The sequence below is a fragment of the Neobacillus notoginsengisoli genome (assembly GCF_003515685.1).
Taxonomy (GTDB): domain Bacteria; phylum Bacillota; class Bacilli; order Bacillales; family Cytobacillaceae; genus Bacillus_D; species Bacillus_D notoginsengisoli.
In genome coordinates this window covers 195,390-218,348 of the sequence record NZ_QWEG01000001.1, presented here as the reverse complement: position 1 = coordinate 218,348, position 22,959 = coordinate 195,390, and the positions used below count along the sequence as shown (strand labels likewise).

Annotated in this window: 28 protein-coding genes; 9 read left to right on the top strand and 19 right to left on the bottom strand. The window is 39.3% G+C overall.

All coding sequences use genetic code 11. From position 1 onward, the window contains the following. Nucleotides 1–681: 681 nt before the first annotated feature. Nucleotides 682–1,038 (top strand): hypothetical protein, encoded by a 357-nt coding sequence (locus D1B31_RS01130; protein ID WP_118918912.1) that lies wholly within the window; start codon nucleotides 682–684, stop codon nucleotides 1,036–1,038. Between the two features lie 338 nt (nucleotides 1,039–1,376). Here D1B31_RS01130 and D1B31_RS01125 read toward each other — a convergent pair whose 3' ends face one another. Together D1B31_RS01125 and D1B31_RS24770 are read right to left on the bottom strand one after the other, a co-directional pair. Then, complete coding sequence (locus D1B31_RS01125; protein WP_118918911.1) at nucleotides 1,377–1,901, bottom strand: GNAT family N-acetyltransferase; 525 nt, start codon at nucleotides 1,899–1,901, stop codon at nucleotides 1,377–1,379. Between the two features lie 76 nt (nucleotides 1,902–1,977). Beyond that, on the bottom strand, nucleotides 1,978–2,181 hold the full coding sequence (locus D1B31_RS24770; RefSeq protein WP_240035103.1) for a GNAT family N-acetyltransferase: 204 nt from the start codon (nucleotides 2,179–2,181) through the stop codon (nucleotides 1,978–1,980). 562 nt (nucleotides 2,182–2,743) lie between these two features. On the opposite strand from D1B31_RS24770, the gene D1B31_RS01115 reads away from it, so the two are divergent. The 3 genes from D1B31_RS01115 to D1B31_RS01105 all read left to right on the top strand — a co-directional run bounded on the left by D1B31_RS01115 (nucleotide 2,744) and on the right by D1B31_RS01105 (nucleotide 5,470). Then, nucleotides 2,744–3,088: a hypothetical protein gene (locus D1B31_RS01115; RefSeq protein ID WP_118918910.1), complete on the top strand. Its 345-nt coding sequence runs from the start codon at nucleotides 2,744–2,746 to the stop codon at nucleotides 3,086–3,088. 413 nt (nucleotides 3,089–3,501) lie between these two features. After that, nucleotides 3,502–4,059, top strand: a complete 558-nt coding sequence (locus D1B31_RS01110) for an RNA polymerase sigma factor (RefSeq protein ID WP_118918909.1) — start codon at nucleotides 3,502–3,504, stop codon at nucleotides 4,057–4,059. After that, a complete protein-coding gene (locus D1B31_RS01105; protein ID WP_118918908.1) occupies nucleotides 4,025–5,470 on the top strand; it encodes an anti-sigma factor in 1,446 nt (481 codons plus the stop codon). The genes D1B31_RS01110 and D1B31_RS01105 overlap by 35 nt, the downstream gene beginning before the upstream one ends. A 111-nt stretch (nucleotides 5,471–5,581) precedes the next feature. Here D1B31_RS01105 and D1B31_RS01100 read toward each other — a convergent pair whose 3' ends face one another. The 4 genes from D1B31_RS01100 to D1B31_RS01085 form a co-directional block, all read right to left on the bottom strand. Then, nucleotides 5,582–5,899, bottom strand: a complete 318-nt coding sequence (locus D1B31_RS01100; protein ID WP_118918907.1) for an ABC transporter permease — start codon at nucleotides 5,897–5,899, stop codon at nucleotides 5,582–5,584. Nucleotides 5,900–6,010: 111 nt separating this feature from the next. Continuing rightward, on the bottom strand, nucleotides 6,011–6,382 hold the full coding sequence (locus tag D1B31_RS01095) for a VOC family protein (RefSeq protein ID WP_118918906.1): 372 nt from the start codon (nucleotides 6,380–6,382) through the stop codon (nucleotides 6,011–6,013). Nucleotides 6,383–6,575: 193 nt separating this feature from the next. Continuing rightward, the gene (locus tag D1B31_RS01090; RefSeq protein WP_118918905.1) at nucleotides 6,576–7,205 is read right to left on the bottom strand and encodes a hydrolase; all 630 of its coding nucleotides are present in this window, start codon (nucleotides 7,203–7,205) and stop codon (nucleotides 6,576–6,578) included. Nucleotides 7,206–7,339: 134 nt separating this feature from the next. Beyond that, nucleotides 7,340–8,137 carry an aminoglycoside adenylyltransferase domain-containing protein gene (locus D1B31_RS01085; protein WP_118918904.1) on the bottom strand — a complete coding sequence of 266 codons (798 nt, stop codon included), beginning with the start codon at nucleotides 8,135–8,137 and terminating at the stop codon, nucleotides 7,340–7,342. Nucleotides 8,138–8,386: 249 nt separating this feature from the next. Here D1B31_RS01085 and D1B31_RS01080 point away from each other — a divergent pair, with 249 nt between their 5' ends. After that, complete coding sequence (locus D1B31_RS01080) at nucleotides 8,387–8,989, top strand: ATP-binding protein (protein ID WP_118918903.1); 603 nt, start codon at nucleotides 8,387–8,389, stop codon at nucleotides 8,987–8,989. 37 nt (nucleotides 8,990–9,026) lie between these two features. Next, nucleotides 9,027–9,542: a nucleotidyltransferase family protein gene (locus D1B31_RS01075; RefSeq protein ID WP_420846054.1), complete on the top strand. Its 516-nt coding sequence runs from the start codon at nucleotides 9,027–9,029 to the stop codon at nucleotides 9,540–9,542. Between the two features lie 96 nt (nucleotides 9,543–9,638). On the opposite strand, the gene D1B31_RS01070 is transcribed toward D1B31_RS01075, so the two are convergent. Continuing rightward, entirely contained in the window at nucleotides 9,639–10,394 is a 756-nt protein-coding gene (locus tag D1B31_RS01070; RefSeq protein WP_158587391.1) for an alpha/beta fold hydrolase, read from the bottom strand. 199 nt (nucleotides 10,395–10,593) lie between these two features. Here D1B31_RS01070 and D1B31_RS01065 point away from each other — a divergent pair, with 199 nt between their 5' ends. After that, nucleotides 10,594–12,183, top strand: a complete 1,590-nt coding sequence (locus D1B31_RS01065) for an acetolactate synthase large subunit (protein WP_118918901.1) — start codon at nucleotides 10,594–10,596, stop codon at nucleotides 12,181–12,183. Between the two features lie 39 nt (nucleotides 12,184–12,222). Here D1B31_RS01065 and D1B31_RS01060 read toward each other — a convergent pair whose 3' ends face one another. The 7 genes from D1B31_RS01060 to D1B31_RS01030 all read right to left on the bottom strand — a co-directional run bounded on the left by D1B31_RS01060 (nucleotide 12,223) and on the right by D1B31_RS01030 (nucleotide 16,653). Next, nucleotides 12,223–12,783 carry a hypothetical protein gene (locus D1B31_RS01060; protein WP_118918900.1) on the bottom strand — a complete coding sequence of 187 codons (561 nt, stop codon included), beginning with the start codon at nucleotides 12,781–12,783 and terminating at the stop codon, nucleotides 12,223–12,225. A 129-nt stretch (nucleotides 12,784–12,912) separates the two neighbouring features. After that, nucleotides 12,913–13,131: a hypothetical protein gene (locus D1B31_RS01055; RefSeq protein WP_118918899.1), complete on the bottom strand. Its 219-nt coding sequence runs from the start codon at nucleotides 13,129–13,131 to the stop codon at nucleotides 12,913–12,915. Between the two features lie 93 nt (nucleotides 13,132–13,224). After that, nucleotides 13,225–13,704 carry a hypothetical protein gene (locus tag D1B31_RS01050; RefSeq protein ID WP_118918898.1) on the bottom strand — a complete coding sequence of 160 codons (480 nt, stop codon included), beginning with the start codon at nucleotides 13,702–13,704 and terminating at the stop codon, nucleotides 13,225–13,227. Nucleotides 13,705–13,804: 100 nt separating this feature from the next. After that, a complete protein-coding gene (locus D1B31_RS01045; RefSeq protein WP_118918897.1) occupies nucleotides 13,805–14,128 on the bottom strand; it encodes a helix-turn-helix domain-containing protein in 324 nt (107 codons plus the stop codon). 154 nt (nucleotides 14,129–14,282) lie between these two features. Then, nucleotides 14,283–14,510 (bottom strand): hypothetical protein, encoded by a 228-nt coding sequence (locus tag D1B31_RS01040; protein ID WP_118918896.1) that lies wholly within the window; start codon nucleotides 14,508–14,510, stop codon nucleotides 14,283–14,285. A 137-nt stretch (nucleotides 14,511–14,647) separates the two neighbouring features. Further along, nucleotides 14,648–15,040, bottom strand: a complete 393-nt coding sequence (locus D1B31_RS01035) for a GNAT family N-acetyltransferase (protein ID WP_158587390.1) — start codon at nucleotides 15,038–15,040, stop codon at nucleotides 14,648–14,650. A gap of 314 nt (nucleotides 15,041–15,354) precedes the next feature. Further along, on the bottom strand, nucleotides 15,355–16,653 hold the full coding sequence (locus tag D1B31_RS01030) for an Nramp family divalent metal transporter (protein WP_118918894.1): 1,299 nt from the start codon (nucleotides 16,651–16,653) through the stop codon (nucleotides 15,355–15,357). Nucleotides 16,654–16,991: 338 nt separating this feature from the next. Here D1B31_RS01030 and D1B31_RS01025 point away from each other — a divergent pair, with 338 nt between their 5' ends. Next, entirely contained in the window at nucleotides 16,992–17,894 is a 903-nt protein-coding gene (locus D1B31_RS01025; protein ID WP_118918893.1) for a nuclease-related domain-containing protein, read from the top strand. Nucleotides 17,895–18,655: 761 nt separating this feature from the next. Here D1B31_RS01025 and D1B31_RS01020 read toward each other — a convergent pair. Continuing rightward, entirely contained in the window at nucleotides 18,656–19,309 is a 654-nt protein-coding gene (locus D1B31_RS01020) for a DsbA family oxidoreductase (protein WP_275670689.1), read from the bottom strand. Between the two features lie 387 nt (nucleotides 19,310–19,696). Here D1B31_RS01020 and D1B31_RS23960 point away from each other — a divergent pair, with 387 nt between their 5' ends. Further along, complete coding sequence (locus D1B31_RS23960) at nucleotides 19,697–19,849, top strand: hypothetical protein (protein WP_158587389.1); 153 nt, start codon at nucleotides 19,697–19,699, stop codon at nucleotides 19,847–19,849. A 441-nt stretch (nucleotides 19,850–20,290) separates the two neighbouring features. Here D1B31_RS23960 and D1B31_RS01010 read toward each other — a convergent pair whose 3' ends face one another. The 4 genes from D1B31_RS01010 to D1B31_RS00995 form a co-directional block, all read right to left on the bottom strand. Then, the gene (locus D1B31_RS01010) at nucleotides 20,291–20,638 is read right to left on the bottom strand and encodes a VOC family protein (protein WP_118919208.1); all 348 of its coding nucleotides are present in this window, start codon (nucleotides 20,636–20,638) and stop codon (nucleotides 20,291–20,293) included. Between the two features lie 91 nt (nucleotides 20,639–20,729). Next, nucleotides 20,730–21,275 carry a signal peptidase I gene (gene lepB / locus D1B31_RS01005; protein ID WP_118918890.1) on the bottom strand — a complete coding sequence of 182 codons (546 nt, stop codon included), beginning with the start codon at nucleotides 21,273–21,275 and terminating at the stop codon, nucleotides 20,730–20,732. 13 nt (nucleotides 21,276–21,288) lie between these two features. Further along, the gene (locus D1B31_RS01000; protein ID WP_118918889.1) at nucleotides 21,289–21,738 is read right to left on the bottom strand and encodes a hypothetical protein; all 450 of its coding nucleotides are present in this window, start codon (nucleotides 21,736–21,738) and stop codon (nucleotides 21,289–21,291) included. Nucleotides 21,739–21,933: 195 nt separating this feature from the next. Then, nucleotides 21,934–22,791, bottom strand: a complete 858-nt coding sequence (locus tag D1B31_RS00995) for an AraC family transcriptional regulator (RefSeq protein ID WP_118918888.1) — start codon at nucleotides 22,789–22,791, stop codon at nucleotides 21,934–21,936. Between the last annotated feature and the right edge of the window lie 168 nt (nucleotides 22,792–22,959).

The window sequence follows — 22,959 nt, the reverse complement described above, 5'->3', positions numbered from 1 at the left end:
CTACTATAATTTCGCCTTTTTCAAAATAAATCTCTGTTCATATTCAGCAATAACCTCAAAAACCCCATCGTTATACATATAAATATGATGTTCAACGTTAGTTACATCCTCACTGCCGAGCCAAGGCAGTTCATCATATCAATTAATAAAATCCGAGTTTTCCATTTTATAAAAATGGTGCTTAGTCGGATCTTTTATTTTTGAAACTCGGCTAGATCAATTAACTTATTTAAGTCACTTCTTTTTATCTCGTTAACATGCCAATATGACCAAACATAATCCCCCATTGTCTGGGGGAAAATTGATCGTAAATAATCTCTACCACATTTCCTGGGGCATCCGTAAAATCCAGTCTTAATCCATCTGTCTCTTTATATTCCCATATGTCAGCTTAGCAAAAACAACATGCCCCTCCTCTAAACATGTCACCGGCTGCCAAACATGCAGGATACTATTGTCCATTTTGAAATTCCCCCTTCACCTCTTTACCATATTGAGATTATTTATTTATAAAACAGCATTTTTGACCTAAACAATTATTATCTAAAAAGGAATGAAATTATCCATAAATGCTTGTTCTCAACAAAAGTAACATATGATAGATTGAGATTATCTACATTTACCGTATAAGGTGACCGATACCTCCAATGTAAAGAATAAGAAAAAAAGTGGGAATCTAATATGAAAGTGCGTATTAAATATCTTATTATTTCTGTTTCGTTGATTTGTATTTCAATCCCTAGTTATTTTTATATCCAATACCAGTTGCTCCCTATATACCAGATTGAATATAATGCTGGCGAGGAGATGATTGATGGGACACCATATGCAATACATTACGTTAATTTCAAAAATCGTTCATACAAATCAGTAAATCCACTCGTTGACGTTGATGATTATCCTCTAGGCAAACTGATTGGTGGAACGGAGAATGGGATTGAGACCGTTTTTGCAGTGAAAGGACATAAAGATTTAATTGCCGTAAGTGGATTTATGATGGTCCCTACTTATTTTAAAGAAACTAAGGACCTTGATTAGGGTCCTATTTTTATAGCTATTTATCAACCGGACGGCTTTATTGTTAAATCCCAACTTCCCCGAAGATTTACGACATCTTCTGTTTTAGCATGATTAGAAGTTTAGAATATTAAAGTCTTTCTTCCAGTTTAATTATCCACCAATAACTGGGGAAAGGCTCCTACTAACGGGAGTTAATTATAATTATCTTGTTTGTTAATTTTTATAGGTAGGTTCCGTTTTCTCCTCTAATTCATCGATTTTGATCGACGAGAATTTGGTCCTCCCTCTCCCATGTACTTGCCCTTATTATTCTGATCGCAATTTATCAAAGAAAAACTAGGTATAAAAAAAGCAGGCTACAGATCTATCCAGAATCTTTTTATAATATTCCCGTTTTCTTCTATAAAGTCACTATCCGGGATACCGCCATTATTCAATATTGTTTTTGTAGAACCGATGTTGTTATCGTCGCAAACAACAAGAGCTTTTTGTATCCCTAATTCTTTTGCTTTTTCCAATGATAAAGATAAAAGTCGTGTGGCATATCCTTTTCGCCTTTCAGTGGGACGGACTCCATAGCCGATATGTCCACCATTATTTAATAGTGATTTGTTTAACCAATGGCGGATATTAACTACACCTAACACTCTATTTTTGCCATCTATTAACCAAAATGTTGATGTGGGCACTCTATTTCCAGGCAAATTTTTCCCTTTCTTAGAATCAAACAAAAATTGGATCATACCTTCAAAATCAGATGGGTCCTCTCTAATAACCCAAGGAACCATCTTCTCTCCACTTTCTATCCACTCTTGATAGAAGGCTAGATATTCTGATTTCAATTCAATTGTTGGTTTTATTAAATAAATGTTGGGTTCCATTGATTCACCTTCTACTGAAATTTAAAGTTTGAGGTATCAAACACCGTTATTTTTACAAACTGCAAGGGACATAAAATTAAATATAGCTGTTTACTTTAAACAAATTTGCCTTGTACTGAATCAGCGGACTGTTAATCCCTAAATATTCTTCTTCACTGCCAAATCTACTTATTTCTTGAAATCCTATCTTTTCAAGCATTTTCCTCGCGCGGATATTTGCTTCATGTGTTTCTGCGTAGAAAGTTGCGATTCCTAATTCCTTTGAGGCATATTCCATCATACAGAGGGCGCCGCAGATCCAATTCCCTTTCCCCACAATTCACTTTCACCAATTCCAATACCTAACTCGGCAGAATGGTCTTTAATAAATGCCAAGTCTGCATAAGCGATTAACTTCCCATTATATTCAATACCCATCCGGATAAAATCTTAAGAAACATTATTTATACAACTTTGTCACCATCTATACAGCTCTTCAGGGCTTCTATTTGTTTCCCATCCATTAGCTCTGCAAAAAGCGATATCCTTGCTCCATAATAAGACAGTATTATAATCTTCTAGGGCTAAAGGCCGAATCTTAATGATTGACACAAAAGCTTCCCCTCCTGAAATGCGGCCACCTCATTTTTTATAAAACATTAAAATTATGAATCCTGTTTTCATCCATTTCTGCAAAAAAAAGCCCCCTTAAAGAAAGTTCGGTTCAATAAAATATTAATTACTGACAGGATTAATCGTTGTAATAAGTATTAAGGGTAGGCATTCGAAGTTATAATGGGTTCCACTTCCTTTTTATGGTATAACCAAAAGGTCCAAGACTCTTGAACAGGGGGGCAAGTGTTATGAAGCGATTATTATCATTCATTTTAGTTATTGTTTTTATTATAGGTATAGGTATCTATTATTTTAATAATTTAAATAATAATTATCATTTAGTACATGAATTTTATGATTTCCCAATACCAAATGGGGCAAAGTTAGTAAGTGAGACCCAAAAAAATAAAAACTACAGATGGGAACCGGCGAAAGGCACGGGAGTACCGTTAAGTTATCGTTTAATGATTAAAAAGAGTGGCTGGGAAGAGGTAAATACAGAAGGTGCTAATATTGTCTATGAAAAGAATGGTAAGTTTATAAATATCGGTCTCGCTACAGGTTATTTCGAATTATTGAAGGATTCAAAATAGATTTATGTGGGTTTTTAACTAACCAAATAGGTGACCGCCCTTCTCCCCGCTCAATATCATAAGTTTGTTAAGAATTGTATGATTCCAGTGGAAGAAGGATGTTAAACATGGCTAAAATTGAGCTTATTAGAAAACTGCATATTTAAAAAGGTCGGTAACTAACTTTCATAACATTTAAAATTTTTACCAACTTAAATGTGAATTAAATACATCTTTAGGAACCCGTTAATGCGTGATATTAACGGGTTCTTTAGTTACCAACACTTATATCTTTGATCACCAGGTTGAAAATCGCCTTACTTTTATCCATAATTTCACACTACTCAAGAGGAAAAATATAGTTTTTGCTAGTTTTCTTTTCCTGTCACAAAAATCTCCGCCCGCTCGTTATAGTAATTGAGAGGAGGCATTCCATGAGCGAGACAAAAAAAGATTATGAAAAGATCGAAGAGTTATACGAACTGTATGAGCAAAAGATTTATTATGTAGCCTTTACTATTTTGAATAACATTCAGCAAGCTGAAGATGCGGTCCAGGAAACATTTATTGCTTTATATGAGAATTTGGAAACGCTCCACGGTTTCGATACCGAGCAACTTAACCGATACATTTTGAGAATCGCCAAAAATAAAGCGATTGACAGCTATCGGAAAAATAAGCGCCATGTCACGTTTCTAGAAGATTATCGAAAAGAAGCGCAGGAATTATCAGATGAAAATATTGAAAAATGGGAGCAGCGGCAAATATCCGAAATTCAGATTGATTCCTTGCTAATCGTGTTGAATGATTCTTACAGACAGGTTTTTAAGTATAAAATCTTCTATAACTTGTCCTATCTGGAAATTTCAAAACGATTGGGGATAACAGAGGCCACCGTTCGAAAGCAATTCGAACGTGCCCGAAAACGAGTACAAACTGTTTTAGGAGGCAGACAGAATGACGAATCAAAAAGACTTCAAAAACATGTATGACTTAGCTGAAAAAATCGCTCTGGAGGATTTTGAAAAACTGGATGAACAACATGAATTTTCAGATACCTACAAATACAAAAAGAAATTATTCCTTGAGAAAATCAAGGCGAAAAATGGACAGCAGCTTGCTAAACGTAAAAAGAATCGTATTCTGATTGCCGCTGCTTGCTTATTGATCGGGATTCCGACAACCGCTCTTGGCGCGGTAAAAGTTTATGACATGATGGTCCAAAAACAAAATTATGAAGTAAATGTCTCCGTCACGAATAGCGCCAAAAATAATGACAAATGGTACAAATTAAAACTTAACTATTTGCCGGAAAATATGGTGCCAATCGATAGTTCTGGTATGAAATATTCATTTAAAGATAACTTCGCGAATGGTGGATTTTCATTCATCCTTTGGAGATTAGGAAAAAATTCAGAATTTCAAACGCTTTATTCGAGTAAATACGAAGAAAAAGAAATTAACGGCAGGAAAGCAGTGATTGTCAATAAAGAAACGGGAAATCCTAATGTAGTGTTTAACCGAAAGGTCTACCTCTTATTTGAGAAAGAAGGAATCATGTTAGAAAGTTTTATTGCCAACGATGTAAGCGAGGAACAGATGATGAACGTCTTGGAGAACCTTTCTATTGAGCCTACCTCTGAGGAATTTGCATCATATTTTGCAGATTATGATGAATCTTATTTCGAGGAAGTGAGCAAACCCGTAGAATCTAAAGTTATTCCATTGAAAAAAGACAGCAAGCAACTGTTCAAGGTGGGACAAAAGGTTCCCGTAACCTTTAATCAAGTAGATTCAGACGGCAAAAGTAAAAATATAAAACTTGAATACATGATTGAAAAAGTTGAAATTTTTGATTCAATCCAGGATATTAACCAAGAGAATTTTAATGAACTAGGACTCAATATATTAAAGCAGAGTAAGGTTTTGGATGACAAAAAGAACTTGTTGTCCTATAAGCGGAATGAATATGAAGTGGGGAACGGCAAAGATTCAATTGATGAATTGGTAAAGTCGAAAAAAGTGAATGTGAAATTTGTCTACTTGACTACAACAGTAAAAAATATCGGTAAACAGGCAACAGAAGAAATCTATATGCACCCTTCCCTACAGGAACTTAAATCTGATCAAAAAGGATGGAACTATGCTGGTAAAGTAGGAATTGCTGAAGAAAGTATCATGACAGGCGAAGTTGATTATCTAGAACCTCACGGAACGGGAAAAAGCTTCTATAATATCGGCCTGATTCAACCAGGTGAAACGCGGGAAGTTAAATTAGGTTATTTCGTGGATGAAGATAAGCTGGATTCCATTTTCCTCGATGCTTTCAACTACAGTGGGTCTGGGGAAAATGAGGACCTGAATTCGAAAAATCACTGGTGGATTGATATTCGGCAAAAGTAAGCAAGATCATATAAAGAAAATTCAATAGCAATCCATTTGGCATATCAAATCTAAATGAATTGATATGCCAATTTTCCGGTTGCTTTTTGTTATCACACACCAACACCATAATCATCTTTTGAAGAAATTACCAATTAAAAGACTAATTCCGACTAATAAGTAGATAATTCCGTTTCCCAAAATAATCAATCCTATAAATGCTGCACCAATTGCCCCGCCTTCGCCTGTACCTCCCGCACTATGGTCCATACTCACAAAAGTAGAACCTGTTATAAATCCAATAACCGGACCAAGGATACAAATTAGTAAACCAGACCACAAAAAAGATGTATTCTTCTTGTTGTAAAAAGAAATAGCCATATAGTTAACAATGAAGAGAACCGTTATTAAAATTATCCAAATTAAAAAATCTCCGCCCTCTCCGTTCATGTTGACCTCCTTTCATTTTTTACATCACTCAGCACTTGAAAGTAGGTGTGAGATTTTATATTCATTTTTGCTTTTTAATCGTCATTGGGTGGTTCCGTTATCTTCTCTATTTCATCGATGTTGATCGACAAGAATTTGATTTCCGTCTGGATCTTCAATGACAAAATGTGCTGGTCCATTCGTTGTTTCATCTGCTTCAGTGAGCATGTTTATTCCTTCAGCCTTCAGTTGCTTTTGGATTTTCCTAATATCCGTAAACGTTTCAAGATTTTCAGCATTTTCATTCCAGCCTGGATTAAAGGTCAGAATGTTCTTTTCAAACATTCCTTGAAACAACCCAATGATGCAATTTTCATTCTTCATGATCAGCCAATTTTGAGTGATGTCACCACCCAAATCTTCAAATCCCAGTTTTTCGTAAAACGATTTGGACACGTGAATGTCTTTTACATTCAAACTAACTGAGAATGCACCTAGTTTCATTTGTTTTTCTCCTTTTTTTAAAAGTTTTGGAAAAATCATTGTTTATGCTTACTATAAATGAGCGTTTTGAAACCGGCAACATTTTCCACAAATGTAAGTAAGCATAAATTTATTTGGCCCGAATTAAGCAATATTGAACTAGTCATGCTTGCAATTCCTTTTCCTGTTCAACTCACTTTTTGTTGAAATTTGTTTAAGAAAATATACGTTTTATATTTTTTATTCCCATATCAACTGATGTTTCTACATACCCAAGGATTTGATTAAACGTGAAAACATTCAGTTTTTCTTTTAATACTTCCTGATCGTATTCCATATCGCTTAATACATAAGGAATAAACTTTTCAACATCTTCGGACTTAAGTTCCTCCAAATCCACGATTGAGGGAAAATGATTAAGTTTTTTTCTCAATTTTTCCGTGAAACCATAGTAATCTAATAATTTTCCGTTTAGCAGCCAAAAATCATTATGGTATAACTGATATAATCCTTCATCGGCATCCATACGGTTCCTTAACCAAGAAAAATAAAAGCCTCTTAGCCATATATCATCAGCAACTAAATGTGCGAAGTAACCCAATATATAGGGATCTTTATTTTTTACCAGTAAACTATATTTACGTAAAAATCCATTAATATCAGCGTGTCTCGAATAATCTTGAATTTCACCTACAAAGAAATGTGATAAGTTTTTTTCCTCAAAAGAAAAAACGGCATCTGGAGCAACACTTCCAACTAAAAAGGGTGTTCGATCTTTTTCATCTACAGACAGACACTCCGCAATTCTATTACCAATAACCAGTTGCATAATCCTTGAACCCAATTGCTATCCCCCTTTTTCACTTATCCTATTAGTTCTGGAAAGACTATTTAATTTGACTCATTATATCCTTGGTTAACCTTACTATTGATACCTTGCAATCACTACAATTACAGTTTAAAAATTCTTCAAACCTGTTATTTCAATAACTGCTGTACCTTGTTAGCAATATAATCTCTAAAAGAGATGAGTTCTTTCTTCTCAAATTCATATGAGTCATCATTATGAGAATAGTTAGTTATCACCTTTTGGAGGGTTTGGTTCATCTCTTTTGGCAATGATAATAACCCCCAGATTCCTGCCTCTTGCTTTGATGAAATAACTCCTTCACATATGTATAAATACACTCTAATTAAATTTAAGGTACAATAAACAGGGTTCTCGACGATATTTTCCAAACAATCATTAAAATCTCCTAATATGGAGGATGTGTAAAAGGATGAGGGAATCGAAGGAAAGACATCCTCTATGGGTTTTCCCTCAATACAAATTCCCCGCTGGGCCGTTATAGTTATATGTGCCGCTAAATCAGGATCTTTCCTAATCTCTCCATTTAAATGCTTATATGTTTGTAAGGACAACTCCTCTTCATAACGAGATCTCCAACATTCACTAAAATGGAATTCAAAAGGGCTGGGGTGCTTAAAATCCTTTAATTGTCCCAGAGTTAAGATGCTTATTTCAACAGGAAAAGGGTTGCCTGAATAAGTTAAAAATAGCTGCGCCAGTCTTCTTATAGTTTCAATTTCTAATTCCCTTGCAGTGGCAATTAAAATATCAATATCACTACGACGGGGATTGAAACCTCCCATTGCCAAAGAGCCATGTACGTAAAAACCAATGAAATTATCTTGTATTAATTTTCGGGTCTTAGTTAGAATACAGAAAACAAATTCTTTTATCTCAGTGGGACAGGTCTCCCAGCTGTAAGCCATAAGAATATCCACCACTTTCTTCAAAACATCAGTGGATTAGACTTCTACAAAAAATGGCGTTAATCCTTCTTGGGCAACTGCTGCTTCATTAATATTTATGAAAAAAATATCAGTCCGTTTGGCATATTAATCAAAATGAATTGATATGCCAATTTTTATGGTTACTTTTGGATATGTTAGAATGATTTTAGTGGCCGTTTTATTTTTTCGCTTAAATGGTTCATTCACCGAACATAAAGGAGTGGTCGAATGAAAAGGCTTGTTATTATGACCGTTGGGAAGACACATAGCGGCAAAACCACTTTTGCACATGCTTTGGAACAAAGGTTGAAACAATCTCTTGTAATTGATCAGGATAACCATGCAGCCTTCATCAACACTTATTACAACAATCTACAGCCAAAACAAGGACCGAACTTTTTAAAGAATGCCCTCTCCAATCTAATCGTTGATTATGCAAAGAAAAATACAAATTTTCACCTTATTATTTGTAACTCGAACCGAAAAAGGAAAGATCGGTCTTATCTTCTTGAAGAGGTGTTTCCGAAGAAACAATTTATCCGCGTCATTGTCTATTTTGACATTCCTGAATCTGTACTCGAAGCGCGTGTGTCTACAACAACGCGTAGTACGAATATATTTCAGGATGCTTATTCAAATTTTAAGGATGTGCTTGCTCGCCAGCAGGATGAAACTTTTGAAAAGGGCTTTATCGATCCTGTTGAAAGAGAAGCTGACCACTTACTTACAGTTAAAGACGAGAAGGATGTAGAGAATGTAATTGAAGGAATAATACATATTGCAAATGAAGCACCTTCCACAGTCGGAGGAATCTCCATTGATAAGAACTGAAGAAGATATCATAGAAATTATCCAAAAAGACAAGCTGATGATGGAAATATTAAAAGCGGCAAAAACGCTGAATCTGCCAGATTGGTGGATATGTGCCGGATTTGTTCGCTCAAAAATTTGGGACACTTTGTATGGATTCATCGAAAGAACAGCCATACCTGATGTAGATGTCATTTATTTTGATAAGGGAGATTTAACAGAATCAACTGAAAAGATTCTTGAAAAAAAACTGAAATCATTGTTTCCTGGCATTCCCTGGTCTGTGAAAAATGAGGCAAGAATGCATCTAGTAAACAATATCCCACCTTACACATCATCCGTTGACGCGATATCCAAATTTCCAGAAACCGCTACTGCACTCGGTGTTAAATTAAACCATGAGCATCAAGTTGTTTTGACAGCGCCATGTGGTATAGATGATGTTATTCATTTTAGGGTTAAGCCAACTACTTTTTTTGCTGAAACAGAGGAACGCATTGCCATTTACCAAGAGCGGATTACAAAGAAGAACTGGAAGTCAATCTGGCCGAAAATTATAGTTATCTATAATTAAAGGTGCGTTTCTCTTGGACGAATAAGCGTACCTTTTATTGTTGTTTATTTTGCAAAATAGAAGGTTTATTCTTCCGATGGTCAATATAGCGTTAGTTCAGGATAATCTATCTAATTCTCCTAAAAATTCTTTGATAACTTGAAGAAATTTCTCCCGGTCCGGTTCCCAAAGTACATGCCCTGATTCAGCTAATTGCGCGATTTTTACACTTTGAAGGTTTTCCCTATACAGCCCTGTATCCGCTTCTGTTAAAAGTGAATCCGCTGTACCCCCTTTAATTACTAAGACAGGCACTCTTATCTCTTTTAATTCAGGACACAAGTCCGTACTTTGGGATTCTCTTTGAATCCCTGTTACCGCATGTTCCTTTTCTTTTTGTATATAGCCGCGGCTGAGTATCCTTTCTGCCCAGGATTCAGGGATAGCTGGATACTTGGCAGGATAATCGCAAAGGATTAAACCCTTTATCCCAGGTGATTTTGATGCAAATTTAATGGCATAGGGAACTCCCATCGAGTATGCCAGTAAACAATAATCCCGAAGCTGGCTATGTACGACGACAGCCTCTATATCCCGGACGTGATTCTTCAGTGCATATCCCGAACCAGGCCCGTCACTCTTTCCCCGACCGCGCAAACTCATTGAAAACCATTTTCTCGGTTCGAACTCCCGCAACAATCCCACCGGTTGCTCTGCATAGTTTAACGCCCCGGGAACGTAAATTAACGGAGTGAGTGGATGATCGTTATGCGTACTTTCAAGATAATGAATGTTTTCATTTCCTGATTTTGCCCATCTGTCGGTAAATTCCATATGTATCACCTCTTTCAGCACTACTGATAAAATTTTCACACATAAAAATGTATGGATCTCTAACTTGCCTTTTCAATAAAGCTCTTAATTTTGCTGAAGGATGGCTCCAATGAGTACTAATAATATTCCACTTCCGTATAAGAACTCCTTCTTAGTTTTCGTATAGTTTATTGCTTCCTGTATAAGTCCACTCTTTCAAAACACACTAACCTTAAACGAAATGTTTTAAGGAGGAACTATGAAAGCAGCGGATCTATTGGTTAAATGTCTGGAAAACGAAGGTGTGGAGGTTATTTTTGGCATCGCCGGGAAGGAAATCCTAGAGCTTGTGAATTCGTTGGCAAAATCAACACAAATTCAGTTCGTGCCTGTCCGGCATGAACAAGGGGCGGCATTTATGGCAGATGTGTATGGCAGACTGGCTGGGAAAGCTGGGGTTTGTTTATCAACATTGGGCCCTGGTGCTACAAACCTATTGACAGGAGTTTCCAGTGCCCAGTTGGATCATTCACCTCTTATAGCCCTGATTGGCCAAGCCGATGTGAGCCGCCATCGTGCTGAATCGCACCAATACATTAATATCCCTAATGTATTTGAACCCGTCACGAAAGGAAGCACTCAAATCGTTGATCCGCAAACGCTGGCAACTGCCATTCGTAAGTCCTTCAAACTGGCAACGATCGAGAAACCAGGCGCGGCGGCAGTCATTTTGCCAGAAAATGTTTTATCCGAAGTAGTTACGAATCCCCCATTGGAAGTGACTCCTCTTCCTGAAAGTGTACCAACCGGAGATGCGGTGAAAACTGCGATGTACTTGATCGAATCCTGTAAGCGGCCTTTTCTCCTTGTAGGGAATGGTGTAGTGAGGGCGGATGCAGTTGGGGAGTTGAGGACGTTGGTTGACACGCTTCAATCCCCTGTTTCCCATAGCTTTATGGCAAAAGGAATATTAGAAACCAGCCATCCGCAAAATTACTTCACATTCGGTTTTAGTGAAAAAGATGAGGTTTTGCCAGGCATACAGGAAGCAGATTTACTTATTGCCATTGGCCATGATTTCGTCGAAAAACTTCCAAGCCATTGGAACAAAGGAAAGCTTCCTGTTTTGCACATTGATTCCATGCCCGCGGAGACAAATGAATTTTATCCTGTTGCTGCGGAACTGGTAGGGAATATCAAGATTACGCTTCAATTGCTCAATCAGTCTGGGCTGCCAGCGAAATCGTGGAAACCAGCCGGGAATCTAAGAGAGGTTATTATGAAGGCATATCAAGTGAACCAGCAGAAGACCCCTTCCAGCCATGATCCGGTGAAGATTGAATATGTCCTGCAAATCATCCAACGGCTTTCTCCTGACGACGCGATTTTGATTTCCGACGTTGGGGCGCATAAGATTTCAATTGCGCGGACTTATCAGCCTAAACTGCCGAATCGGACGATCATCTCGAACGGATTGGCTACAATGGGGATCGCCATTCCGGGCTGTCTCGGGGCCAAGCTTGCCTGTCCGGATTCCACTGTCGTTGCCATCACTGGAGATGGCGGCGCTTTGATGAATTTTGCGGAGATCGAAACGGCTTCTCGACTCGGACTTTCGTTTCTCATTATCGTCATCAACGATTCAATGTTAAAGCTTGAAGTCAAGCAGATGGAAAAGAAGTTTGGTGAAACGCACGGTGTCACCTTTCAAAACCCCGATTTTGTAAAAATGGCAGACAGCTATGACATAACCGGAAAACGTGCGGCTACCCTGGGAGAATTCGAAATGGCATTTCAAGAGTTTCTCTCATCATCAGATGGGATTACTTTAATTGAACTGGTTATGTAAAAAAGTCCTGATTGCGTTCGGCTTCCGAACGGCGGGTGGTTAGGGGATAATGTCCTTTATCTTTTTAAATAAGATTGAAGTGAATTCAATCCATCCCCAGGCATAGAGGCATGCAAAAATGGAAATAACGCCGAGCGTAACGATTGAAAATGTAGTTGAAACGGCCGGGCCGAGGACTGGAAAACGAAGAATATAGAGTAAAATCGCAATCCCAATCGTTAAGAAAGCTGCACCGACCAAAAGGATTACCAATCTTTTTTTGAAAAAAGAAAAAGCCAGCCCCAGCCCGACGCCAAGCAAGCCAGTCGTAAATGGAAAAACAATCAGTTCACTCGGCTGAATAATGAGAAGCAAGAGACATGTAAGGATATAGGAAAGCATCCCGGCCCAAAAAGAGATCATCATGCAGAGCAAAATTGGCGCTGTTGCAAACGGACTGATTACATAGCCCACCCCGGGAAAAAAGCCGCCGGCAGACTGAAATATTGCCGCCAACGCTGCAAGAAGCGCCCCTAAGACAAGTCTCTTTGTTGCGGAGTAATGGTTGAATTGCAGTTGGGCTGATCGGATATCGTTCGTTATGACGCGAAGGAAGTACATCGTTCCACCTCTTTTCAAAGACTCATCAGTGTATCATATGGTCTAAGAAGCAATTTTAGAGATAGGACATTTTTGCAAAACAAACCTAACGCGCAAAGAGGAAGGGGGGTCTCCTTCCTCTTTACGGTATCACTTGAAAATTTTCTGGTAGTCATTTTTCTTGTTACGGATCCTCCTGTATAGATACCAGCCACCCCATCCACCCACCATCATTGAGAATGGAATCGCTAATAAGAGGAGTGGATATCTATCTTCACTAAACAAATCTATATTAAATAAATACCTCACCCCTATAAGGATGCCAAGAGTTAAAATACCAAAGAACAATCGAATAAAATAATTTTTCATTTGAGCCCCTCCCTTCTGACTAAAATTTGATCTATTCTAACCTCTTTTCGTAGGTTGTAGAACAAAGAGCGAAAAAAATGATCAGCCAAGTTTTTAAAACAAGATCGTTCCGTAAATATTTGGTACCTTTTCTGCGATTCTTATTTCTATTGCCGGGCCCGCCCGAAGAGAAATATACATGTCCTTTAATTCGAGAAGAATTGTATCCAACTCTTCCCCGGATTCCTCCATATATCCATATCCGGAAACTTTTTTTATCAACTTGTTTTCTACCGAAAAACTTGAAGAAATGATGGCATATTTTTGAGTTGGGGCATTTATTTCCGCATAGTTTAATGGTTCCGGGGTGTCCTGTTCCTTGACGACGAGGACATCATCCCCCGAGATTTTCTCAAACCAGCTTAACTTCCAATAGCTAGTTTCCTTTGAATTTGGATGCTGAACTTCTAAAATTGGCAATGTCGCGTGAAGAATAAGTTCCTTTTTATATTGATGTGTATTAAGCTGTGGATCATAAATTCCGCCTAACAAAGAACCTTCGATACCCTTGAAACGTTCCCAATCGTTTTTCAAGTCACGCTCCCCCTTTCAAAACGAATGCCAGAATGTGCTCCATTTCCTAAACATTTTCATTATGCCACTCTGCTAATTGGCAGCCTTATGCCAATCAAACTTAGGGCACAAAAACAAGTTGTAAATCCAATAACCATTTGTCTATGGCCAACTTCGGATAATAAATTGTTTCACCAATTCTGATATGTGGGATTTCACTTGTATAACTATTTTCTCCGTCTGGTATTTCGGTTAATCTTTGTACTTCTTCAGTACTAATTCCCAAGTAGTCGGCTGCTTCCTGCTGAGTGAACAGTTGATGTTGCTTTGGAACATTGATCGGTTTAGTTGCCTTTTTAGTTAAGCTATTGGATAAAATCAAACATCCTATTACAAAAGACACCGCCAAACTAAAAATGGCTAAAGCGATTAAGTTGTTTTTCATTTCTTCTCCCCACCCCTTTCATCCCATTATATTACAATATGTTCCAGTAATATCATTTTCAAAAATGTTCTTTTTCCTTTTTGGAATGAATGGTACGCAAAAAAAAGGGCGCTAACCCTTATTGGATTAACACCCTTTCATTAAATCTAGGAATCTAGGTCGTTATTCTATTCTTTGAGCGAATCCAGACAGCCAGAAGGCCTATTATTAAACCTGGAGCTCCATACGATAAATTTTGATAAAACGCGGCAACCCCGAATGAAACAAACATCAGACTAAACATCAGATGAATCCGAAAAAATACTGTTCCTCTGTTTTTAATACCTAAGATTAGTTCAATCGCCGCAAGGACAATGTTCAACATTCCAATGATCCACCACAACCCGCCTCATCCTCCTTCTGCAAAATGGACAGGGGGTTTTATCTGGATGGCCCTTCCGTTAACGTGTTCTCCCCTTGGTTATGAACCATTTTAGTATTACTGGTAACCACTGTCAAAGACTCATACCGCTATCGATCTTAAAACGCATACTTAATCATAAAATACCGCGGGTCGCCGTTTTCGTCTTGGTAGGTGCGGAGGATGTCGTAGCCGTTCCGTTCGTAAAACGCGACGGCGGTTTCGTTCATGCCGCTTGCCTGCAAAACGTAGAAACCAGGCTCCCCCAGCTCTTGCTCGAAATGGTCCAACAGCAGTTTGCCATACCCCTTCCCCCGCAACTTTCCGGAAACAAACATTTGGGAAAGATAGCCGGCTGAGTCCTTGTATTGAGCGAGGTAAAAACCGGAGACTTCCCCCTCCTCATCCAGCAGCACATAAGATTTCCACTCCGGGTTGGTCAGTGCCTCGTCATACCAGGAAAGGATCATGTCGTAAAATTCCTTATTAAAAAGCATGTTCCTGAAATTCATCCGATAGAGCTCCTTCTGGGCCTGAAGGATTTTTGGGATGTGTGTGATGTGCATCGGGACAATCAAGACGACCACTCCGTTCTCGATAAGGTTTCCTCTATTTTAACGAATAGGGCGCCCTCGGAGAACTGTCTAGCTCAAACTTTAATGCCTTCAAGCAAAAACTCTGTTCTTGACACTCATTCGTTGTTTTCTTAGGAATACCCTAACAGATCTGAACCTATAAAAAATGCGCACGGGCAGCCCCGAACGCATAAGAATCCATTTTAGGTTTTAGAAGATGCCCCTCGTTAAGACAATTTTGCGAAAAGCCCTTACCCGAAAAACGTATCCACCAACAGGAACAGGTTCAGGGCTATTATCACAATGGCAATCACCCAGGCCAATATGGTGTTGATTTTCTTGTTGACGAGTCCGCCCATGATTTCTTTATTGCTCGTAAACATGATCAAGGGAATCAGCGCAAAAGCAATGCCGAATGACAACACAACCTGGCTCATGACAAGCGCCTTTGTTGCGTTAATGCCAAGAAGGATGATGGCCAGGGGCGGAACCATTGTAATGAAACGCCGGAGATAAAGCGGAATCCTGCGTCGGATATACCCTTGCATGATGATATCCCCGGACATGGTGCCAATCGATGAGCTGGACAGTCCGGCCATCAATAGCCCTACCCCAAAGCAAATCGCTGCATTGGAACCGAGCAGTCGGTCAAATTGGTGATACGCTACATCAATGTCCTGGACGTTAAGGCCAGATTTGTGGAAGAGAGCAGCTGCGACAATGAGCATACTCGCATTAATAGCACCCGCAATCACCATGGCTATGATGACATCAATGGTTTCGAACTTAAAGATTTTCTTCCTCTCAGCATCACTTCTCCCGACAATCCTTTTTTGCGTAAGGGCGGAGTGCAGGTAGATGGCATGCGGCATGACGGTTGCTCCCAGCATGCCTGCTGATAGGAGGACGCTGTTTCCACCCTGGAATTTTGGAATGAGAAGCCCTGCTAGCAGCGGGCCGGCTTCGGGTTTTGCAAAAAACACCTGGATGCCAAATGCGAGTACAACAACAAATATCATTCCCGTGATAATCGCTTCAAGCGATCGGACCCCGCGTCTCTGCAGCTCGAGGATGGCAAAAGAACCTATCGCTGCAAGTAATGCCGCGGCAATCATCGGGATATTGAAGAGAAGATACAAGCCTAAAGCGGCCCCAATAAATTCGGCCAAATCGGTTGCCATGACAACAAGTTCCGCCTGAATCCATAGGAACATGGATGTTTTTTTCGAATAGCGGTCCCGGCACATTTCCGGCAGGTTTTTTCCAGTGGCAATCCCGAGCTTTGCTGACATCGTCTGGATGAGACCGGCCATCAGGTTTGACGCGAGGATGACCCACAGAAGGGTGTATCCATATTCCGAACCGGCAGCAATATTGGTCGCATAGTTTCCTGGATCAATATAGGCGACCGCCGCTATGAAGGCAGGACCAAGGAACGGCAAAAGTCCTTTCAATCCTTTGGCCTTCCCGGATAAAGTCAAACTGGCGTTGGTTTGCAGCCTGGCATTGCGTTCATGATGTCTACTCTGTTCATCTTTAAGTAATTCCATCGTATTGCCCTCCGGTTTATTTGACTTCGAGACAGAGTTTTCACTTAAGGAAACATTTAATTTTATTTTATTCTATGCCGTTTATATAAAAGTTGTCAACTACTAAAATTTTGTTTTTCAAATGAAAAATGCCACTTTGCGGGCTGAAGCACGTGGACGGTTCCAGTGCTTCATTCGAGCCCCGAAAGAAGCAGCGGAACCGTCCCGCTGCTTCACTTGTTTGTCGAAAATTAAATTTAGATTGAGTGAAAAATTAATGAAATATTCACATTTATGTCGATTTACTTAGGGAGGTTTCGCTAAAATTGAGGATAGATAATTTGAAAAGAGGTGACCTTATGATTTTGAAAGAGAGAACGGAATCACACGAATTGATTGGCATGCGCTACCTAAATGCGCGCAAGGAGCTTTCGGCGGACGATAAGTTTTACTTGTCGAATTTGGAAAAAGGGTTTGAGGGAGAGTTGGCTTTTGATAGGCTGGCTGCTAATCTAAGCGAAGAAAGGTACATTTTAAATGATTTGCTTCTCGAAGCAAACCACTCCGATTTCCAAATCGATTCAGTGATTATTTCCGAAGGGATCATCCACTTAATCGATGTGAAAAACTCCAAAGAGGATTATGTCTGGAAGGACGGGGAACTGTATACAAAGAAAGGGAATAAATGCAAGAACCCTGTCAACCAACTAAACAAAAGCGACTTGCTCTTCAATCAATTCCTTCGGGACAACAAGCTGAATTTCCTCATTCAATCCCGCCTTGTCTTCATCAATCCTGAATTCACTTTATACAATGCTCCAGAGGATATGCCAATTATTCTCCCAACCCAAATCAACAGGTTTATGACCGAATTGAATACGCCTTCCAAGCTGAATGAGGGCCATAAAAAACTGGCGCAAACCCTAATGACCTCCCAGCAGGATGGCCGGCGATACTCCAAACTGCCGGAATATACTTACGAGACGCTCAGGAAAGGGATTTTTTGCAAAACTTGCCTAGCAAAAATGACAATTATCAAAAAACCCTTCTTAATCTGTGGAAATTGCGGCAGTAAGGAAAAAACGGAGTCTGCGGTCGTGAGAAGCGCTAAAGAGTATAAGTTTCTTTTTCCTGAAAGAAGAATGACAATATCAAATATTATTGAATGGTGCGAAGTTGAATTGAGCAGGCGGACTTATTTAAGGGCTATGCAGAGGAATTTTAAGGAAATGAGTAATAATAAAAATATGTATTATGAATAAAACGCTAGGTTGCGTGACAATAATCAAGAAAAACCCGATATTGTTGTCACTCAAAGAACGGTTGAGTGACAACAAACAGCGGAAACCGGGTTTAGTTGTCACACAAAGGATGGATGAATGACAACAATCAGGGAAAAACCTGTTTGGTTGTCACGCAAAGCATGGATGAGTGACAACGTTCAGTGAAAAACCCGGCTGGTTGTCACGCAAAGGCTGGATGAGTGACAACTTCAGCGAAAAACCCGATCTTGTTGTCACTCAAAGAACGGATGAGTGACAACAATCAGGGAAAACCAGGTTTGATTGTCACTCAAAGCACGGATGAGTGACAACAAACAGCGAAAACACAGTTTGGTTGTCACATAAAGCGCGGATGAGTGACAACATTCTGCCAAAAACCAGTTTAGTTGTCACGCAAAGCATGGATGAGTGACAACAATCAGGGAAAACCAGGTTTGATTGTCACTCAAAGCACGGATGAGTGACAACAAACAGCGAAAACACAGTTTGGTTGTCACGCAAAGCGCGAATGAGTGACAACATTCTGTCAAAAACCAGTTTAGTTGTCACACAAAGGCTGGAAGAGTGACAACGTTCAGCGAAAAACCCGGCTGGTTGTCACGCAACGCACGGATGAGTAACAACTTCAGCGAAAAACCCGATCTTGTTGTTACGCAAAGCACGGATGAGTGACTAACAAACAGGAAATCAGGTTTGGTTGTCACGCAAAGCTCTGAAGCAGGTTGCCATAATGGCACTCTTTACTTTTTCGGAATTTCGCACCCATCATCATCACACTTATCCCCTTCCGTAGGATTGATAAACGTGATCTGGTCTTCAGCCAGCACTTTTTCCAACGCTTGGAGAAACACGTCGGTTGGCTGGGCGCCGGACAGGGCATATTTGTTATTCATGAGGAAGAACGGCACGCTGGAAATGCCATACCGCTGCGCCGCTTTCTGATCGGCACGGACCTCATCGGCCATGTCGTTATTGGCAAGCATGGTGGCCACTTCTCCCCGATCAAGACCGACTTCCACTGCCAGTTCTGTCAAGGTTTCGTGGTCGCCAATATGCTTCGATTCCGTAAAATAAGCTTGAAGTATTCTCTCGGTCATTTCCTTCATTAGGCCCTTTGTTTTTGCAAACATTGTCAACCGGTGGGCATCAAAGGTATTCGTTTGAATTAATGTGTCAAAGCGAAAGTCTAGTCCAACTTCCTTCGCCATTTTTGCTACATTGTCGGTGTTTGCTTTTGCCTGGGCCAAGCTCATCCCGTATTTTTTTGCTAAGGTTTCGTACATGTTCTCTGTGACATCCCGGCCCATCGTTGGGTCCAATTCAAAGGCTCGGTACGTTACTTCTATTGGTTTGCCTGTCTTCTGAATTGCGTCCTCCAGACGCGTTTTGCCAATATAGCAGAACGGTCAGGCAAAATCAGTCCACATCTCAATATGCACACTTCATCCCTCCACACTTTATTTCTCTATAGTATAGGGGATTGACCTCTATTTTACACAACATCTGCTCTTGCAGGACTTAAGTACAAGATCGGTGTTTGGAGAAATCATACTTATTTCTCACAAACCTATTCGTGAGGGAAATTCGACAAAAGCAAAAGCGATAGTCGAAAATAGTCGAAAGGTACCTTGATTTATGCAAAAGTATCGTCAATAATACGGGAAGGGGAATTGGTTTTGTTAAAATTGACCCTTCAGTTCTGGATGGATGTAGATAAATTTTCAGGTAAACCCTCGGTGTTTGACCACGCGATATGTATAATAAGAAAGGTAAGATAGAAAATGAATAAAGATGAATTAATCATGAGGGCCAGTGCAGTTTTAGGCCGCGATGTCACGCATGAAACGATCATGAAAACGGTTGAGTCGCTAGTTGAAATGTTGGAAAAAGAAAAGGCAGCCCACGATGAGAAACTTGCCGTTATGAATCGTTAAAACATTTTTTCAAAAGTGAATACTGGTCTTAACCATTTTCCCAATAAAAACTAAATGCATTAAAATAATAAGAGGATACTATGTTCATTTATATGAGCATGTATCCTCTTATTATATCGGATTTTAAGTTACTCGAATTGACTGCCATAAAGAAGAACATATAACGGAGGAAAATCAAGAAGGATTTGAAAAAAAACTGATAACACCGATGATGACAAAGAAAATATATATCAAAAATACCACTAATAATATAACAGTTAACTTACGACGCTTTTTATTGTCCTTGGTCCTCTTTAAATACAATAAAGCGAAGTATGCAACAATGCCTACAGCTATCAAAAGAATGAGCGGCGGTAGAAACATCCCCAATTAAACTCCTCCTGACAGTTTCCTTCCGAATAATCCTTCCCGTTCAACAATAATATGAATAATTACAACCCGTTATTTTTCCCATAGTTCAACCAGTCTGCCTTCAGGATCTTTTATCCAAATAAACTTTCCATATTCACTCATCACTTTTTCCTTCACAAGAGGGACACCAATTTGTTCAAGGTGCTTAATCATCTCGTCTAGGTTATAAACTTGGAAATTTAACATCACTTGCTGTTCTTTTGGGAAATGAGGGTCATCTTCAGCAAAGAAAGAAAAAATCGTTTCATTTTCTGGATGGGGTTTAATGATAGTTCCGTTCCAATTTCCCATATCAATCTTCAGCACTTCACTGTACCACTTTTTTATAGCATCCAGATTATTTGTTCTCCAAAATATACCCCCGAAACCTTTTATCATCATTAACTCGCCCCCTTCGCTAATTATTTGATTGAATTCGACATTCAAGAAAGAAGAAAATCCTTCCCTAAGCACTTTTTCGTTCATTAAATTATTTTTTTATAATTTTCATTTCACTTATCGGATAGTAAACAATTTTCGTTGTTCCAATTACCTTCTCTAACGGAATAGCTCCAATACCACGGCTATCAGTACTATCCCTTCTGTTATCCCCCAAGACGAATAGATGACCTTTAGGAACGGTTTCAGTACCTACTGCCGTTTCCTTTAATGTAAAGGACTCCGTTAGTGTACCTTGGCTAATTCTATCCTTAAAACCTTTTAAATAAGGTTCATCATATACTTTGCCATTTACATAAAGCATATCGTTTTTATACTCGATCCTGTCGCCTGGAAGTCCAATTACGCGTTTGATGTAATCCCTGCCATCCGGGGCATGAAACACAACAATATCAAACCTTTTCGGTTCCCCAATTTTTGTTACAATCATACGGTCCTTGTCCTGAAGAGTAGGGTTCATTGAAGCACCGTCAACAACTATAGGGGTAAAGAAAAAAGAGCGAAGAATAACTGCTAATAAGAGGGCAACTATTATTGATTTAATCCATTCATACTTTTCATTTTTCTCGTTTACCATTGCTCAACCTTCCTTAGGTCTTAATATAGTTTTGCGAATTTTCCTTTCTCATTGCCTCAGATTTTTTCATATACTTATTCCACCAGAACCAGCCCATAATAAAGCCAAGTACAAGATAGATAGCAATAAATTTTGAAAATGATATTAGCAAATGATTGGTTGCTTCTAGTTGGGTTGAAGAGACCCAAAGGGAATAACCAACAGGTAATCCCCATCCAATAACCCCGTTCAGCACGACAAAACGAAGGAAGCCTTTTGGCTTTTCTTTCATAACCCAGTTCTCAACTTGTTGAGTGGGCGTCACTTCTCTAGTTTTATAAACCATTCTAGAAATGAATAACCATATAACCGCAGCGATCATACGTAATATTGAAAAAAAGAATTCGCTATTAAGGGCTAAAAACAAGAAATACCCCGACAAAATGAGATTCAGTACACTCAAACTAACCTTCAACTTTTTCACGGCTTCTCCTTATCCACTTATTTACATTAATAATTCAACATATTCCCCTTGGAATCCTGCTTACGCATTGTAAGCCGTGAAAAGAATAATATTGATTATCTCAATACTTAAATGGAATCTTATTCATCTGGGTTTCAATGCTTTTGTTTAATAGCGAACTTTTTTGCTCGCAAGATACTGTTGATCTCTTAATCGTTATTTTACCGGTATCCAAATCTCACTATAATAATCCTCTGATGAAGGGTCAGCATCACTTGTGTAGACTTCCATTTCCGGCCCCCCGGCGTGCTCGTAGCCTGTTCCGGGAAACCATTCCGAAAAGATTCTGTTCCACACCCTCGGCATCGCATCAGGCATGGCGCCATGTACCGGAAAAACCGCCCAAGTCGCAGCCGGAATCACTCTTTCCTCCCAATCACTTGGAACACGCTCAATGTTTTTTTCCGCGCCGATTAAATAGGTGAGATTTTCCTGCTGCTTATCAAAGTCCATGCACACACCAATTAATCCAAGCGGACCACAGTGTTTTGCCAGCTCCCTGGAAAACCCATTACGATTTGACTCAACCCAGAAAGCGGCAATCTTTCGGTTGTTCTCCCCTCCTATTGTCGATGTACGAATGCTTTTCCCTACTATTGTGAATGCCTCTTTTTCTAAAATCTTGTAATCCATTTCCACATCACCCTTTAACTGAATTTGAAAGGAAAGCCTTGGATAGGCTTTCAAGGATTGACTGCTTTTCTTCGCATCGGATGGACTGATTCCATGAATTTTCCGAAATGCTTTTGCAAAAGCTTCCGGGCTTTCATATCCATACTTCATTGCCACATCAATCACCTTGGCTCTAGAGTTAACTAATTCCTGTGCAGCGACTGTAATGCGGCGATTTCGGATGTATTCACTGACGGTATATCCTGTCAGCATGCTGAACATCCTTTGAAAGTGAAATTTAGACATACAGGCTGCTGAAGCTATAGCTTCAATGTTCAATTCTTGGTCTAAGTTGCTTTCCATATACTCGATGCTGTCCAGCATCCTTTGAAGCCCTTCCATTTCAAGCACCTCCTTCCACTTTCAGTCTAACAGCGATGAATTTACCAAACCTGTTCTTTTATGCTCAATAATGACAGATTCTAACTTTTATTTTAAATGATATAAATAAATGAATGGCAAATAAGGGTAAAGGTTTTATTTTTGCAAAAAGAGGTTAACTGTTATCTA